The organism is Streptomyces sp. DSM 120436, from assembly GCF_055778765.1.
Genome location: NZ_JBSKBS010000002.1, coordinates 2,044,062 through 2,059,672 on the forward strand (window position 1 = coordinate 2,044,062; position 15,611 = coordinate 2,059,672).

The 15,611-nt window shown below is 73.3% G+C and carries 14 protein-coding genes and 1 pseudogene; 8 read left to right on the plus strand and 7 right to left on the minus strand.

The window, feature by feature from the left end; translation table 11 throughout:
- The first annotated feature begins 13 nt into the window (after positions 1 to 13).
- Positions 14 to 262 (plus strand): acyl carrier protein, encoded by a 249-nt coding sequence (locus tag ACWH4W_RS31365; protein WP_004988657.1) that lies wholly within the window; start codon positions 14 to 16, stop codon positions 260 to 262.
- Between the two features lie 104 nt (positions 263 to 366).
- Complete coding sequence (gene fabF / locus ACWH4W_RS31370) at positions 367 to 1,638, plus strand: beta-ketoacyl-ACP synthase II (protein ID WP_473079178.1); 1,272 nt, start codon at positions 367 to 369, stop codon at positions 1,636 to 1,638.
- Between the two features lie 171 nt (positions 1,639 to 1,809).
- Here the strand turns inward: fabF and ACWH4W_RS31375 are convergent, their stop codons facing one another.
- Positions 1,810 to 2,304, minus strand: coding sequence for a DUF3145 domain-containing protein (locus ACWH4W_RS31375; RefSeq protein WP_473079179.1), 495 nt, complete (start codon positions 2,302 to 2,304; stop codon positions 1,810 to 1,812).
- Between the two features lie 275 nt (positions 2,305 to 2,579).
- On the opposite strand from ACWH4W_RS31375, the gene ACWH4W_RS31380 reads away from it, so the two are divergent.
- Positions 2,580 to 3,479, plus strand: a complete 900-nt coding sequence (locus tag ACWH4W_RS31380; protein ID WP_473079180.1) for an SGNH/GDSL hydrolase family protein — start codon at positions 2,580 to 2,582, stop codon at positions 3,477 to 3,479.
- Between the two features lie 51 nt (positions 3,480 to 3,530).
- Here ACWH4W_RS31380 and ACWH4W_RS31385 read toward each other — a convergent pair.
- Positions 3,531 to 4,718, minus strand: a pseudogene (locus ACWH4W_RS31385) (RNA-guided endonuclease InsQ/TnpB family protein); the annotation flags it as partial.
- 163 nt (positions 4,719 to 4,881) lie between these two features.
- On the opposite strand from ACWH4W_RS31385, the gene ACWH4W_RS31390 reads away from it, so the two are divergent.
- Positions 4,882 to 5,853 (plus strand): aldose epimerase family protein, encoded by a 972-nt coding sequence (locus tag ACWH4W_RS31390; protein WP_473079181.1) that lies wholly within the window; start codon positions 4,882 to 4,884, stop codon positions 5,851 to 5,853.
- A gap of 472 nt (positions 5,854 to 6,325) precedes the next feature.
- Here ACWH4W_RS31390 and ACWH4W_RS31395 read toward each other — a convergent pair whose 3' ends face one another.
- From ACWH4W_RS31395 to ACWH4W_RS31405, 3 genes are all read right to left on the minus strand, one after another.
- Positions 6,326 to 6,940 (minus strand): LysE family transporter, encoded by a 615-nt coding sequence (locus ACWH4W_RS31395; protein ID WP_473079182.1) that lies wholly within the window; start codon positions 6,938 to 6,940, stop codon positions 6,326 to 6,328.
- A complete protein-coding gene (locus ACWH4W_RS31400; protein ID WP_473079183.1) occupies positions 6,937 to 7,734 on the minus strand; it encodes an EI24 domain-containing protein in 798 nt (265 codons plus the stop codon). The genes ACWH4W_RS31395 and ACWH4W_RS31400 overlap by 4 nt, the downstream gene beginning before the upstream one ends.
- A gap of 127 nt (positions 7,735 to 7,861) precedes the next feature.
- Positions 7,862 to 9,460: an MFS transporter gene (locus ACWH4W_RS31405; protein ID WP_473079184.1), complete on the minus strand. Its 1,599-nt coding sequence runs from the start codon at positions 9,458 to 9,460 to the stop codon at positions 7,862 to 7,864.
- A gap of 150 nt (positions 9,461 to 9,610) precedes the next feature.
- On the opposite strand from ACWH4W_RS31405, the gene ACWH4W_RS31410 reads away from it, so the two are divergent.
- Positions 9,611 to 10,210, plus strand: a complete 600-nt coding sequence (locus ACWH4W_RS31410) for a helix-turn-helix domain-containing protein (RefSeq protein WP_473079185.1) — start codon at positions 9,611 to 9,613, stop codon at positions 10,208 to 10,210.
- Positions 10,211 to 10,316: 106 nt separating this feature from the next.
- Here ACWH4W_RS31410 and ACWH4W_RS31415 read toward each other — a convergent pair whose 3' ends face one another.
- Positions 10,317 to 11,339, minus strand: a complete 1,023-nt coding sequence (locus tag ACWH4W_RS31415; protein WP_473079186.1) for an NADP-dependent oxidoreductase — start codon at positions 11,337 to 11,339, stop codon at positions 10,317 to 10,319.
- Positions 11,340 to 11,428: 89 nt separating this feature from the next.
- Between ACWH4W_RS31415 and ACWH4W_RS31420 the strand changes: the two genes are divergently transcribed.
- On the plus strand, positions 11,429 to 11,914 hold the full coding sequence (locus tag ACWH4W_RS31420) for a MarR family winged helix-turn-helix transcriptional regulator (RefSeq protein WP_473079187.1): 486 nt from the start codon (positions 11,429 to 11,431) through the stop codon (positions 11,912 to 11,914).
- Between the two features lie 321 nt (positions 11,915 to 12,235).
- On the opposite strand, the gene ACWH4W_RS31425 is transcribed toward ACWH4W_RS31420, so the two are convergent.
- A complete protein-coding gene (locus ACWH4W_RS31425) occupies positions 12,236 to 13,081 on the minus strand; it encodes an SCO2400 family protein (protein ID WP_473079188.1) in 846 nt (281 codons plus the stop codon).
- Positions 13,082 to 13,319: 238 nt separating this feature from the next.
- Here ACWH4W_RS31425 and ACWH4W_RS31430 point away from each other — a divergent pair, with 238 nt between their 5' ends.
- Both ACWH4W_RS31430 and ACWH4W_RS31435 read left to right on the plus strand, forming a co-directional pair.
- Positions 13,320 to 14,486 (plus strand): mandelate racemase/muconate lactonizing enzyme family protein, encoded by a 1,167-nt coding sequence (locus ACWH4W_RS31430; RefSeq protein ID WP_473079189.1) that lies wholly within the window; start codon positions 13,320 to 13,322, stop codon positions 14,484 to 14,486.
- Positions 14,483 to 15,487, plus strand: a complete 1,005-nt coding sequence (locus ACWH4W_RS31435) for a zinc-dependent alcohol dehydrogenase (protein WP_473079190.1) — start codon at positions 14,483 to 14,485, stop codon at positions 15,485 to 15,487. The genes ACWH4W_RS31430 and ACWH4W_RS31435 overlap by 4 nt, the downstream gene beginning before the upstream one ends.
- The last annotated feature ends 124 nt before the right edge of the window (positions 15,488 to 15,611 follow it).

Below are 15,611 nucleotides of genomic sequence, written 5' to 3' on the forward strand. Positions count from 1 at the left end.
AAGGAGCGCCACCATGGCCGCCACTCAGGAAGAGATCGTCGCCGGTCTCGCGGAGATCGTGAACGAGATCGCCGGCATCCCGGTTGAGGACGTCCAGCTGGACAAGTCCTTCACCGACGACCTGGACGTCGACTCGCTGTCCATGGTCGAGGTCGTCGTCGCCGCCGAAGAGCGCTTCGACGTCAAGATCCCGGACGACGACGTCAAGAACCTCAAGACGGTCGGCGACGCGACCGAGTACATCCTCAAGCACCAGGCCTGAGCACGCGCGGGGCGTGAGCCCCGCCAGGGCCGGGAGTCCCCCGGTCCCGCCACCCGGCGGTGGCGCCGTACGCATCCTCGTCAATCGTTGGAGAAAGAATTCCGATGAGCTCGACCAATCGCACCGTGGTCGTCACCGGTATCGGCGCAACCACACCGCTGGGTGGCGACGCGGCCTCGACCTGGGAAGGCCTCGTCGCCGGACGGTCCGGCGTGAAGCTCCTGGAGCAGGAGTGGGCCGCCGAGCAGGCGGTCCGCATCGCGGCCCCGGTGGCCGTGGAGCCCACCGAGGTCATCCCCCGGCCGCAGGCCCGCCGTCTGGACCGCTCGGCGCAGTTCGCGCTGATCGCGGCCAAGGAGGCCTGGGCGGACGCCGGCTTCGAGGGCAAGGCCGGCGAGATCCCGGACGTCGACCCCGACCGGCTGGGCGCGGTGATCGCCTCCGGCATCGGCGGCGTGACGACCCTGCTGGACCAGTACGACGTGCTGAAGGAGAAGGGCGTCCGCCGCGTCTCCCCGCACACCGTCCCCATGCTGATGCCGAACGGCCCGTCCGCGAACGTCGGTCTGGCGGTGGGCGCCCGCGCGGGCGTGCACACCCCGGTGTCCGCGTGCGCCTCGGGCGCGGAGGCCATCGGCTACGCCATCGAGATGATCCGCACCGGGCGCGCCGACGTCGTCGTCGCGGGCGGCACGGAGGCGGCGATCCACCCGCTGCCGATCGCCGCGTTCGGCAACATGATGGCGATGTCCAAGAACAACGACGACCCGCAGGGCGCCTCGCGCCCCTACGACCTCGCCCGGGACGGTTTCGTCATGGGCGAGGGCGCGGGTGTGGTCGTCCTGGAGTCCGCCGAGCACGCCGCCGCGCGCGGCGCCCGCGTCTACGCGGAGGCGGTCGGCCAGGGCATCTCCGCCGACTCGCACGACATCGTGCAGCCGGAGCCGGAGGGGCGGGGCATCTCGCACGCCCTGCAGAACCTGCTGGACCGCACGGACCTGGACCCGGCGGAGATCGTGCACGTGAACGCGCACGCCACGTCGACGCCGGCGGGTGACATCGCCGAGCTGAAGGCGCTGCGGAAGGTGTTCGGGGACGACGCGGACCACTTCGCGGTGTCCGCGACGAAGTCGATGACCGGGCACCTGCTGGGCGGCGCCGGCGGTGTGGAGTCGGTCGCGACCGTGCTGGCGCTGTACCACCGAGTGGCTCCGCCGACGATCAACGTGGAGAACCTGGATCCCGAGGCCGAGGCGAACGCGGATGTCGTTCGCGGTGAGGCGCGGAAGCTGCCCGTCGACGGGCGGATCGCCGCGTTGAACGACTCGTTCGGGTTCGGGGGGCACAACGTGGTGTTGGCGTTCCGGACGGTTTGATCGCCCCCCGGGGCGGTTCGCGGAAGGGGTTCACCTCTGGGGAGGTGGGCCCCTTCCGGTTCTTCTGCGGGTTGCCCGCGTGCGGGGCGGTGGGGGTTTCGCGCAGTTCCCCGCGCCCCTGATGGCTGCGGGCGGGCCGGCGGAGGCTGGGCGCGCAGTCCCCCGCGCCCCTCAGACGACCTGGTGGAGCCAGCGGACCGGGGCGCCCTCGCCCGCGTAGCGGAAGGGTTCGAGTTCGTCGTCCCAGGGCTTGCCGAGGAGTTTGGCGATCTCCGACTCCAGGTCGGTGTCCTCCGCGCGGGAGCGGACCAGGGCGGCGCGCAGGCGGTCCTCCGGGATGAGGATGTCGCCGTGGATGCCGGTGACGGCGTGGAAGATGCCGAGGTCGGGGGTGCAGCTGTAGCGTTCGCCCTCGGCGGTGGGGCACGGTTCGGAGGTGACCTCGAAGCGCAGCATCTGCCAGCCGCGCAGCGCGGAGGCGAGCTTGGAGGCGATGCCGGGCTGGCCCTGCCAGGAGAACTCCGAGCGCCAGGTGCCGGGGGCGGCCGGCTGGCGGATCCAGTCGAGGCTGACACGCGTGCCGAGCACCCCGGCGACGGCCCACTCGACGTGCGGGCACAACGCGCGCGGCGCGGAGTGCACGTACAGAACTCCACGAGTCGTCACCGGAACCTCCGGGCTGAGCGGGTCGTCTTCGATCGGGCGGAACGGTCACGGCCCGGCGGGCCGCGTTGAGGGCGAGGCTACCGTGCGACGGAGCCGGGAGTGTGACGGACCGTCCGTCCCGGTGACGGGAAAGTCGTGCCGTTCACCCGGCAGGACGCCTGTGCGGGCGCCGTGGTTCACCGCCGGGCGGGCCCGTCGGAGGAGCGGGAACTCCCGTGCGTTGTTATGGGTTGGGGGACGGCACGGACCAGGCGGGACGCTCGGGGAGGCGGCGGATGGGGCAGGCGACGTGGAGGCGGGGACGTCGCGCGCGGGCGCTGTCCGCCGCGGTGGCGGCCGTCGCGTTCGGCGTGGCGGGCTGCGACGCGGGCGGCGGGGAGGTCCGCGGTGCGGCCGCTTCCGGGACGCCGTCCGCCAGGCCGACGCCGCTGTGGGACACCCGCCCGGACTCGGTGGCCGCGGTGGGCGACTCCATCACCCGGGGGTTCGACGCCTGCGCGGTGCTGACGGACTGTCCGGAGGTGTCGTGGGCGACGGGGGACAGCGAGCAGGTCGACAGTCTGGCCGTACGGCTGCTGGGGCGGGCCGAAGCGGCCGGGCGGAGCTGGAACCACGCGGTGACCGGCGCCCGGATGGCGGACCTGCCGGGGCAGATGGCGCGGGCGGTGCGGCGTGAACCGGAGCTGGTGGCGGTGATGGTGGGCGCGAACGACGCCTGTCGGGAGAGCGTGTCGGCGATGACGCCGGTGGAGGAGTTCCGCGCGGACTTCGAGGCGGCGATGCGCACCCTGCGCGAGGCGCTGCCGAAGGCGCAGGTGTACGTGGCGAGCGTGCCGGACCTGAAGCGGCTGTGGGCGCAGGGGCGGACCAACGCGCTGGGCAGGCAGATCTGGAAGCTGGGCATCTGCCCGTCGATGCTGGGCGACGCGGACGCGCTGGACGCGGCGGCGACCGAGCGGCGGGCGACGGTGCAGCGGCGTGTGGAGGACTACAACGAGGTGCTGCGCGAGGTGTGTGCGAAGGACAGCCGGTGCCGTACCGACGGGGGCGAGGTGTACGCGTACCGGTTCGGCGCCGCGGAGCTGAGCCGCTGGGACTGGTTCCACCCGAGCGTCGCCGGACAGGCCAAGCTCGCCGAGATCGCCTACCGGACGGTCACGGCGCCGGGGGCGTGACCTATGGTTCCGCGCTTGACTTCCTCCCCCCCTCCTGAAGGCGGGGGGTTCCTACGGCTCGCGCCGTGGGGTTTCCTGCTCCACGGCCGACTGCCCGCCCGGCGTACGCCGTTGGGGTCTTACGCCGGCTCCACAGGCTGACACCGCCAGTCCGGCGGCCAGAAGGTTCTTCGCGGCATTCACGTCCCGATCGTGGACTGTCCCGCAGTCACACGTCCAGGTACGGACGTGCAGGGGCATCTCGCCTTGCAAGGCACCGCAGTTCGAGCAGAGCTTGCTGGAGGGGAAGAAGCGGTCGACGGCGATCACCTCGCGGCCGTACCACTGGGCCTTGTGCTCCAGCATGCTCCGGAAATCCGACCACGCGGCATCACTGGTGGCACGGGCCGGACTCCGGTTTCTGACCATGGTGCGGACGCTCAGGTCCTCGATCACGACCGTTTGGTTCTCACGGACGAGCCGAGGGGTCAGCTTGTGCAGGTGATCCCGCCGCCGGTCGGCGATGCGGGCATGGATGCGGACGACCCGCCGGCGGGCCTTGACCCGGTTCGCGGAGCCCTTCCGCTTCTTCGCCAGGCGGCGCTGAGCGAGGGCGAGCCGGGCTCGGTCCTTGCGTTCATGCCGGGGGTCGGCGCCTTTCCCTCCGGTGGAGAGGGTCAGCAGATGGTCGAGCCCGACGTCGATACCGACCGCCGTGTCCATGGCGGGCAGCGGCTTCACCGTCGGGTCCTCGACGAGGAGAGACACGAACCAGCGTCCGGCCGCGTCCTGCGACACGGTCACCGTGGACGGTGCCGCGCCCTCGGGGAGGGGCCGGGACCACACGGTGTCCAGCGGCTCGGCCATCTTGGCGAGGGCCGGCTTCCCGTCGCGGAACCGGAAGCCGGAGGTGGTGTACTCCGCCGACTTGCGGGACTTCTTCCGCGACTTGAAGCGGGGGTACTTCGCCCGCCTGCCGAAGAAGTTGGTGAACGCAGTCTGAAGGTGCCGCAGGCACTGCTGGAGGGGGACGGAGGAGACGTCGTTCAGGAACGCCAGCTCCTCCGTCTTCTTCCAGGCGGTCGGCATCGCCGAGGTGGCGTTGTGGTTGATGCGCTCCGACCGCAGTACCCATGCCTCGGTGCGGGCCTGGAGGGCGAGGTCGTAGACCGTCCGCACGCATCCGAACGTGCGCGGCAGCTCGGCTGCCTGCGCGCCGGTCGGATGGAAGCGGTACTTGAAAGCCCGCTTCGTGTGAGCGGCGGTCGTGGCTCATGAACTAGCAGGGTTGTTCGTGAAGTGTTGAATACCGCTTACAGCACGGTCTTTCGCCTTGACGACGAAATCCCACCTCCTGCCCTGCTCCACAGGGGTTTCGCTTCCTCCCCGGCCTGAAGGCCGAGGTATCCACGAAAGGAATCAGATGAACGAACTCTTCGGCACACTTCCCGACGGCACGCCGGTGCACCGGTGGACCCTGGAGCGGGCGGGCGTACGGGTACGGATCCTGTCGTACGGCGGGATCGTGCAGGAGGTCGAGGTGCCGGACCGGGACGGGCGGCCCGGGAACGTGGCGCTGGGGTTCGACGGCCTGGACGGCTACCTCGCGCACCCGAAGCCTTTCCTCGGCGCCCTGATCGGCCGGTACGCCAACCGGATCGGGGGTGCGCGCTTCACCCTGGACGGCACCGAGCACGTCCTCGCGCCGAACGACGGACCGAACTCGCTGCACGGCGGTGAGCGGGGCTTCGACAAGCGCGTCTGGGACGTCACGGAGACCGGTCACGGCCTGCGGCTGTCGCTGGTCGCCGAGGACGGCGAGGAGGGCTTCCCGGGCCGTCTGGAGGTCGTGGTCGCCTACTCCCTGGACGAGCGGGGCGCGCTGCACATCGCGTACGAGGCGGTGACGGACGCGCCGACGCATGTGAACCTGACGAACCACACGTACTGGAACCTGGCCGGTTCCGGCACCGCGGGCGGGCACGAGCTGCGGGTGGCGGCGTCCCGCTACACGCCGTCCGGTCCGGGGCTGATCCCGGCCGGCGGGCCGGCGGACGTCTCCGGCACCCGCTACGACTTCCGTGAGGCGCGCGAGGCGGGCGGCGGCTACGACGACAACTTCGTGCTGGACAAGGGGGTGACGCCGGCGCCCGAGGAGGCGGCCGAGCTGTACGACCCCGGCTCGGGCCGGGTGCTGACGGTGGCGACGACCGAGCCGGGCCTGCAGGTGTACACCGCGGACCACATCGGGGAGCCGTTCGAGCCGGGGGCGGGCATCGCGCTGGAGACGCAGCACTTCCCGGACTCGCCGAACCGTCCCGATTTCCCGAGCACGGTGCTGAGGCCGGGCGAGGTGTTCCGCTCCGAGACGGTGTACGGCTTCTCCGTGCGGTAGCGGCGGCCCTGCGCACGGGATCCGGACACAGTGGGATCCGGACACAGCGGACCCCGGACGCACATGAGCCCCGGTCCGGGGTCAGGGTCCCGGGCCGGGGCTGTTCATGGGTTACCCGCAGGAACCCGACGTTAACCGCTGAACCGCTCCCGCGGCCGGGGATCCGGGTCACGGAACGGATACCGTACGAATCCTTCACATTCGGCCACGAAGGTGGTCCCCCGCCGCTCCGGCGGCCGTCGGCCGGGGCCCGCCGCACCGTGGTGTGCTTCACGCCGGTTACGCGACACCGCGGCGGGCCTCGGCCGGTTCCCGGTGTACGACGACGCCGCCGTGACGGAGATCTCCGCGGGAGGGACCGCGCCGGTGCCGGCGTCCGGGACGGGCGACACCACGGAGGTGACCGACCCGCGGTTCGTGCGGAACCGGCCGGCCGTCGTCGCCCGGGTGCGCGCGATCGTGTCCGTCGCGGTCAGTGCGCCGGAGCGAGCGCGAGGCTGACGCCGAGGCCGGCCAGCGCGGTCCCGATCACCTTGTTGAGGACCCGCTGGCCGCGCAGCATCAGGCCGCGCATCCGGTCATGGGAGAAGAACAGCGCCACGGCGGCGAACCACAGCAGGTGGGCCAGCGACATGAACAGGCCGTAGCCCGCCTGCTGGAGGACCGGCGTGCCGGGGCCGACGACCTGCGCGAACGTCGAGACGACGAAGAGCGTCGTCTTCGGATTGAGGACGTTGGTCAGGAACCCGGTGCGCAGCGCGGCGAGCGGGGTCAGGCCGGTGCGGTGCTCCAGGTCGACGGTGACCTCGGCGCGGGTGCGGAAGGTGCGCACGCCGATGTACACCAGGTAGGCCGCGCCGGTCAGTTTGACGACCGTGAAGAGGAAGGCCGAGGAGGCGATCAGCAGCCCCACGCCGAGCAGGGTGTACGTGACGTGGACCAGGACCCCGGCGGCGACCCCGGCGGCGCCGAGCAGCCCGGTGCGGCGGCCGTGGAGGTAGCTGTTGCGGACCACCATGGCGAAGTCGGCGCCGGGGGCGATCACCGCGAGGACGGTGATCGCGGCGACGGCGAGGATCTCGGTCACGCGTCGACGCCCTCCTCCTCGGGCGCGCCGACGGCGCCGTCCTCCCCGGTCTCCTCGCCGAGCAGCCCGCGCGCCATCAGGGTGGCCCCGGCGACCGCGCCGGGCATCAGGAACACCGCGACGAACGGCACGAGGAACGCCAGCGCGAGAGGGGCGCCGAAGCCCCACACGAGGGTCTTGCGGGACCGCAGCAGCGCCAGCCGCTCGCGCACCTCGACGCCGCGTCGCTGGAGGGCGACGGCGGTCAGCTCCTCGGTGAGGAAGAAGCCGGTGACGAAGAGGCCGATCACCGGGACGACGGTCTGCCCGGCCACCGGGACGAACCCGAGCGCGAACAGCAGCACCGCCCACACGGCGGCCCGCGCGACGATGCGGAGGCTGTCGCGGGCGGAGATCCACAGCTCCCGCCACAGCGGCAGGTCCGACTCGGGCGCGGTGCCGTCGGGCGAGACGTCCCGGTCGACCGTCTCGGAGAGGCTCTCGTAGAAGGGCTGCCCGATGAGCAGGGTCACCGCGGTGAAGGTGAGCACGGACAGCAGCAGGCCGAGCGCGAACAGCACGGCGGTGAGGAAGCCACGGAACAGGCCCGTCCAGGGGTCGGCCCAGTCGTCGGCGAACGGCGTCGCCCAGCCGACCAGGTCGGAGCCCCACAGGGCGAGGGCGACCAGGGCGGCCGCGTACAGCACCAGGGTGATCAGGCCGGGCAGCAGCCCGAAACCGTACTGTCCGCCGTGCCGGCCGACCCATCGCTGGCCCTTCAGCAAGTACCGGAAACCGGCCACCAGATCGCGCATGGGAAGGACTGTAGCGGGCGCTCCGCGGGGCCCACGGGACAGGGCCGCACCCCACGTCCAAGGGTGCGGCCCCGCCGTGTGCAACGAGACCGGCCGGGCGGGCGTCACGGGCGGCGGGGCCCCCGCGTCACCGGGCGGCGGCGGTCTCCGCGGCCTCCTCGTCGTCCGTGGCGGCGCGGTGCGGGCCGTCCGGCCCGCGCAGGGCCCCGTGGACCAGCAGGACGGCCATGACGGCGACGCCCGCCCACATGGCCCGCTGCCAGCCCTCCACGAAGGACTCCTGCGCGGCGCGCACCAGCTCCTGGGCGTGTCCGCCGGTGGCCGGGGCCACCTCGACGGCGTTGGCGACGCCTTCCCGCGCGGTGTCCGCGGCCTCCCGGGGGACGCCGTCGAGCCGGTCGCCGACGGCGGCGCGGTACCCGGAGGCCACGAGCGCGCCGAGCAGCGCGACGCCGAGGGCCGTGCCGAACTCCCGGGTGATGTCGTTGAGGGCCGAGGCGACGCCCTGCCGGGCACGGGGCAGGGCGGCGGTGATCGCCTCGGTGGAGGGCGTCATCGACAGGCCCATGCCCGCGCCCATGGCGAGCGTGCCGGGCAGCACGGACAGGTAGCCGCCGTCGGCGGAGACGAACAGGGCCATCAGCGCGAGGCCGAGGGCGGACAGGGCGATGCCCGCCGTCATGGTGGAGCGGGCGCCGGTCACGGCGGCCATCCTGGGGGCCAGTCCGGACGTCGCCATCATGGTGACCGCCATGGGCATCATCGCCGCCGTGGACAGCAGGCCCGACCAGCCCAGCACCGCCTGGAAGAAGGGGAACATCACGACGGCGACACCGGCCTGGACGCCGAACACGGCGAGCAGCGTGAGGGAGCCGCCGGCCAGGCCGCGCTCGCGGAAGAGCCGTACGTCCAGCAGCGCCGCGTCGCGGCGGCGCAGCTCCCAGGCCACGAAGGCGACGGCGGCGGCCAGGCCGGCCGCGAGGCCGGTGAGCGTCATGGGGGCGGTCCAGCCGCGCTCGGGGCCTTCCTGGAGGACGAAGATCAGGCCGACGACGGCGACCGTGGACAGCAGCGCGCCTCCCGTGTCGAAGGAGGAGGCGGGCCGCTCGCGGGAGTCGGGCACCGACCGCACGGTCGCCACCAGCGCCACCGCCGCCAGGGCCACGGGCAGCGCGAACAGCCACCGCCAGTCCGCGACGTCCACGAGGAGCGCGGAGAGGAACATCCCGAGGATGCCGCCGCCCCCGGCGACCCCGGTCCACACGCCGATCGCCTTGCCGCGCTCCTCCTCGGGGAACGTGGAGGTGATCACGGCCAGCGTGACCGGCATGATCATCGCGGCGCCGGCACCGGCCGCCACCCGGGCGCCGATCATCACGGCGGCCGACGGCGCGAACGCGGCCGTCGCACCGGCCGCGCCGAAGAGGACCAGCCCCGCGATCAGCACGGGTCTGCGGCCCAGCCGGTCGCCGACCGCGCCGAGCGGCAGCAGCAGGGCGGCCAGGGCGAGGGTGTAGACGTTGACGATCCACAGGACGGTCGTCTGGGAGGCGCCCCACTCGACGGCCATGTGGGTCTGGGCGACGTTCAGGCCGGACACCGACGCGACGACGGCCATCAGCGCGATCGACACGGCGGTCAGGACCGCGCGCAGCTGTCGCGCGTCCGGCGCCCCGGCGTCGCTCGGTGGTGCGTCCGCCGCCCGGAAGGGCTGGTCGCTGCTCATGTTCTCCTCCGGAAAGGGGCGTGCGGGATCAGCGCCGGGACGGGTCCGGCCGCCGAAGAGGACGGGGCGGAGCGGCAGTCGCGCGGACCGCCGGCCCCGCTCCCCGGCGACGCTAGGCTCCCATTGCGGCTGGGGCATAGGCTGTTGCCCATGACGCAAGAAGACGGCGGTCTGGACGGCCTCGTACGCAAACGGATCCGTGCGCTGCGGGTCGCGCAGGGGTGGTCCCTGGAGGAGCTGGCGACCCGGGCCAACCTCAGCCAGTCCTCACTGAGCCGGATCGAGAACGGGCAGCGGCGGCTCGCCCTGGACCAGCTCGTCGTCCTCGCCCGGGCCCTGGACACCACCCTGGACCAGCTCGTGGAGAACGCCGACGACGACGTCGTCGTCAGCCCGATGATCGACGGCGCCCACGGCCTGATGCGCTGGCCCGTGAAGGGCCACCCGGGGATGAGCGTGGTGCGTCAGCGGCTGACCGCTCCCCCGCCCGGCAACCCGGCCCGGATGCGCGCCCACCCGGGCCGCGAGTGGCTGGTCGTGCTGTCGGGCACCGCGGTCCTGCTGCTCGGCCACCGCCGGTACCGCGTGGAGACCCATCAGGCCGCCGAGTTCCCCACCATGACCCCGCACGCGATCGGGGCGGAGGGCGGGCCGTGCGAGATCCTCGGCATCTTCGACCGCGACGCCCGCCGCGGCCACCAGCGGGACGCCGGCGGCCCCGCGGGGGACGACGGTCCGCGGGGCGCGTAGCGGACGCCCGGGAGGTCCGGGGCGCTCGCCCGCGGAAAGGACCGCACCCGGCGGCACGGGTCGTGCGGCCGGGTGCGGTCCAGGGCGGCTCCGGGGAGCCCCGTCGTCAGAGCTTGACGATCATCTTGCCCGTGTTGTCGCCGCGCAGGACGCCGAGGAAGGCCTCCAGGTTGTTCTCGATGCCCTCGACGACCGTCTCGCGGTACTTCAGCTCGCCCGAGCGGATCCAGGCGCCGACCTCCTCCACGAACCGCGGCTGCAGGTCGTAGTGGTCGCCGACGAGGAAGCCCTCGATGCGGCCGCGGGTCTGGATGAGGCGGGCGAGGTTCTTCGGGCCGGGGGCGGGCTCGGTGTTGTTGTAGACGGAGATCGCGCCGCAGACGGCGATGCGGCCGTCCCGGTTGAGGGAGCCGATGGCCGCCTCGAGGTGGTCGCCGCCCACGTTGTCGAAGTACACGTCGACGCCGTCGGGGGCGGCGGCGCGGAGCTGCTCGCCCACCGGGCCGTTCTTGTAGTTGAACGCGGCGTCGAAGCCGTACTCCTCGGTGAGGAGCTTGACCTTCTCGTCGGAGCCGGCGGAGCCGATCACCCGGGAGGCGCCCTTGAGCTTGGCGATCTGGCCGACCTGGCTGCCGACGGCGCCGGCCGCGCCGGACACGAAGACGGAGTCGCCCTCCTTGAAGGACGCGGTGCGCAGCAGGCCCGCGTAGGCGGTGAGGCCGGTCATGCCCAGCACGCCCAGGTACGTCGACAGCGGTGCGGCGTCCGGGTCCACCTTGACGGCGGTCTTCGCGTCCACGACGGCGTACTCGCGCCAGCCGAGGAAGTGCAGCACGTGGTCGCCGACGGAGATCCCCTCGGCGTTCGACGCGACGACCTCGCCGACGGCGCCGCCCTGCATGGCCTTGCCCAGCTCGTACGGGGCGACGTAGGACTTGACGGCGCTCATCCTGCCGCGCATGTACGGGTCGACGGACAGGTACTCGTTGCGCACCAGCACCTGGCCCTCGCCCGGGGTGCGGACCTCCGCCTCGACGAGCGCGAAGTCGTCCGGCTCGGGCCAGCCGACCGGCCGGCTCACCAGGTGCCATTCGCGGGCGGTGGCGGGGGGCGTGGGGGTGTCGGACATGAAGGCCCTTTCCTCGAGTGCTTCAGTACCTGAAACAACCATGCTGCTGAATATTTCAGTATGTCAAGCACATGGGTACCCTGGTCGGCATGGCCACACCCCGATCCGCGCCCAGCCGTCCCGACGATCTCACCCTGGAGGTCGTCGATCTGATCGGCGCGGTCGTGGCGCGCTACCACGAGGAGTACGAGGAGGCCGCCGCCGGACACGCGCTGACCGGCGCGCAGGCGCGGCTGCTGAGCCTGCTGAGCCTGGAGCCGCTGCCCATGCGGAGGCTGGCGCAGCGGCTGAAGTGCGAGCCGTCGAACGTCACCGGCATCGTGGACCGGCTGGAGGCCCGCGGTCTGGTGGAGCGCCGCCCGGACCCGGCGGACCGCCGCGTGAAGCTGGCGGCGGCGACGGAGGAGGGACGCCGGGTGGCGCGCGGCCTCCAGGAATCCCTCCGCTTCGCCCGCGAGCCGCTCGCGGGACTGTCGGAGGGCGAACGGGTGGCGCTGCGGGACGCGTTGCGGCGGATGCTGGGGCCGGGGAGCGGCCGGCCGCTCCCCGGCGCCGGGGTGCTCCCACCCGGGTGACGCCGGGCGCGGGCCCGCCCGGGCGCCCTGCGGCAGTGGTGAGCGGGGCCCGCTCACGGACACCGGCACGGCTCGGGCGCCGACCGGGCGGGACGCGGGTCCTTGCGTGGCCCCTCGGGCTCGGACGGATCGGAGCACCGGAGCGGGGCCCGCTCACGGACACCGGCACGGCTCGGACGCCGACCGGGCGGGACGCGGGTCCTTGCGTGGCCCCTCGGGCTCGGACGGATCGGAGCACCGGAGCGGGGCCGGGCGCGGGCCGCCGCGCCCGGCCGCCGGGCGGAGGCGGGCGCCGCGAGCCGCCCGTGCTTCGCCCGGGGCTCAGGCGCACCACCACAGGAACTTCTTGCACGTCTCCGACGGCTCGGGTTCCGGTTCCGGGTCCGGTTCCTCGGTGGTGGGGTCCGGTTCGGCGGGGGCGTCCGTCTCCGGCGGGCCCTGCGAGGGCTGCCGCGTCGCCGGGGCGTCGGCCGTGGGCGTCCCCGCAGGCGCGGACGACGCGGCCGCCTCCGCCGTCTCCTCCTCCGCCCCCTCCGACTCCTTGCCCTCGGGGGCGGAGGCGGAGGCGGAGACCGAGGCGGAGGCGGAGCCCGACGCCGCCGGGCCGGGTGACGTGCCCGGCGCTTCCGCCCGCGGGGCGGTCCCGCTCGCCGACGCGCTCGGCCCGACCTCGTCCGACCCCCCGTCGACCGACTCCCCGCCCGCCACCGCCGGACGCGGCTTCGGAACGGGTGCGTCCAGTCCCAGTTCGGCCAGGCTCAGTCCGCCGGCCGCGAGGGCGAAACCCGCGACGATCAGCAGGGTGCGGTTGCGCCGACGACGGTGGGCCGCCGCCTTGCGGTCCCGGCGGCTCCGTCCGACACCGTTGTCCTCACCCTCCGGACCCTCCACGCCGTTCGGACGCTCCGGCCGCCCGCCCCGACGCCGGTCCGCACGCCGTCCACGGGGCGCGGCGCCCGCCGCCGACTCCTCGCCCGCGTCGGCTTCTTCGCCTTCGGGGCGCTCCTCGTCACCGTCGTCGTACGCGTCACCCGAGCCCGGGAGGACGGGGGCGCCGTCCGCGGGCGCGGTCCGCTGCCGGGCACGCAGCGTCTCGACGGGCGTGCCGCAACCGGGGCACGCCAGGGCGCCGTTGAGGTGCCGTCGGCACGGGTGACAGAAGTCCATGACGCGGGAAGGTTAGGTTCCGGTACGGTCCGGTTCCTAGGCCTTGCCGTGAAGGTTTGGTGCGGACCTTTGCGCAATGCTTTCGAACCTGCCGAAACCGTTGTGCGCGCGACCCATTGACACCCTCGCCGCGCCGTCCTTACTGTCTCGCCAGCATTTCGAACGTGTGACGAAATATCGAACGCGTCGTACCGTCGCACCCGATGCCAGTCCACCACCGCAGCGAGGGGCAACCGCCGTGCGCATCACCGGAATCAGCACACACGTGGTCGGAACGCCGTGGCGCAACCTGACGTACGTCCAGGTGCACACCGACGAGGGGCTCACCGGGGTCGGCGAGACCAGGATGCTCGGCCACACCGACGCCCTCCTGGGCTATCTGAGGGAGGCCGAGGCCAACCACGTCCTCGGCTCCGACCCGTTCGCCGTCGAGGACCTGGTCCGGCGCATGAAGTACGGCGACTACGGCCGCGCGGGCGAGATCGTGATGTCCGGGATCGCGGTCGTCGAGATGGCCTGCTGGGACATCAAGGGCAAGGCGCTGGGCGTCCCCGTCTGGCAGTTGCTGGGCGGCAGGGTCACCGACAAGGTGAAGGCGTACGCCAACGGCTGGTACACCACCGAGCGCACCCCGGAGGCGTACCACAAGGCGGCGCGCGCGGTGATGGAGCGCGGGTACCGGGCGCTGAAGATCGACCCCTTCGGCACGGGCCACTTCGAACTCGACCACCGGGAGACCTCGTACGCCGTCTCCCTGATCGAGGCGGTGCGGGACGCGATCGGTCCCGAGGCCGAGCTGATGCTGGAGATGCACGGCCGCTTCTCCCCCGCCACCGCCGTCCGCCTCGCGCACGAGCTCGCGCCGTTCCGGCCCGCGTGGCTGGAGGAGCCGGTGCCGCCGGAGAACCTCAAGGCGCTGGAGAAGGTCGCCGCGAAGGTCGGCATGCCGGTCGCGACCGGTGAGCGCATCCACGACCGCATCGAGTTCCGCGAGCTGTTCGAGAGCCAGGCGGCGGACATCCTGCAGCCGGACGTCGGACACATCGGCGGCATCTGGGAGACCCGCAAGCTGGCGGCGACCGCCGAGACCCACTACATGCTGGTCGCCCCGCACAACGTCGGCGGCCCGGTGCTGACCGCCGCCTCCCTCCAGGTCGGTTTCACCACCCCGAACTTCAAGGTCCTGGAGCACTTCAACGACTTCGCCGACGCGGAGATCAAGAAGGTGGTCAAGGGCGCACCCGTGGTGGACCCGGAGGACGGCTGCTTCCACCTGTCCGACGCGCCCGGACTCGGGGTCGAGCTGGACACCGACGCCGCCGCCGAGTTCCCGCAGCAGCAGGCCCGGTTCGACCTGTGGGCCGAGGGCTGGGAGCAGCGCAGGCCGAAGGGGACGGGACAGTGAGCACCGCCGTCGTCGTCGAGGCGCCCGGACAGCACCGGCTGGTCGCGCACACCCCGCGGCCGCCCGCCGCCGGGGAGGCGCTGGTACGCGTCCACGCGGTCGGCATCTGCGGCAGCGACCGCGAGGTCTACCAGGGCAACAGGCCCGAGGGGTACGTCCGTTACCCGCTCACCCCCGGCCACGAGTGGTCCGGCACCGTCGCCGCCGTGGGCGACGGGGCGCCCGCGAGCCTGGTCGGACGCAAGGTGGTGGGCGAGGGCTTCCGCAACTGCCAGGTGTGCGACCGCTGTCACGCGGGCGAGACCACGCTGTGCACGGCCGGGTACGAGGAGACCGGGTTCACCCGGCCCGGCGCGATGGCCGCCACCCTCACCCTGCCGGCCCGGCTGCTGCACCCGCTGCCGGAGGACGCCGACCTGACCGCGGCCGCGCTGCTGGAGCCGGCCGCCTGCGTCGCCGCCGCCGCGCTGAAGGCGCGCGCGGTGCCCGGCGAGCGGGTCGCCGTGGTCGGCACCGGCACGCTGGGGATGTTCGCCGCGCAGTTCCTGCGCGCCGCCTCGCCCGCCGAGCTGCTGGTGGTCGGCACCCGCCCGGACCGGGCCGGGCTGTCACGGCGGTTCGGGGCGACCGCGTTCCGCACCAAGGACCAGCCGCTTCCGGACGACGTCGACGTGGTGATCGAGACGGCCGGGTCCGCCGACGCGGCCCGTACCGCCGCCGCGCTGCTGCGCCGTGGCGGCCGGCTGGTGCTCACCGGCATCCCGGCGCCGGGCGCCGAGGGGCTGGACCCGACGGACCTGGTGGTGCGGCAGCTGGAGGTGCACACCGTGTTCGGCGCACCGCCGGACGCCTGGGCGCACACGGTGCGGATGTTCGCGGCCGGGCTGCTCGACCCGCTGCCGCTGGTGACCCATGAACTCCCGCTCACCGGGTTCCCGGACGCCATCGAGCTGGTGGGGTCCGGCGATCCGAAGGTGGGCAAGGTCCTGCTGCGCCCCTGATCCGCGCCGGTACGTGGGCGAGCCGACGGCCCTCGTACCGGCGTCCCTTCCCCGTCGTCCTCGTACCGGCGCTCCTCCCCCGTCACCTGGAGCCCCACCCCCGTCCCGCCTCCCGTTCCGCCCC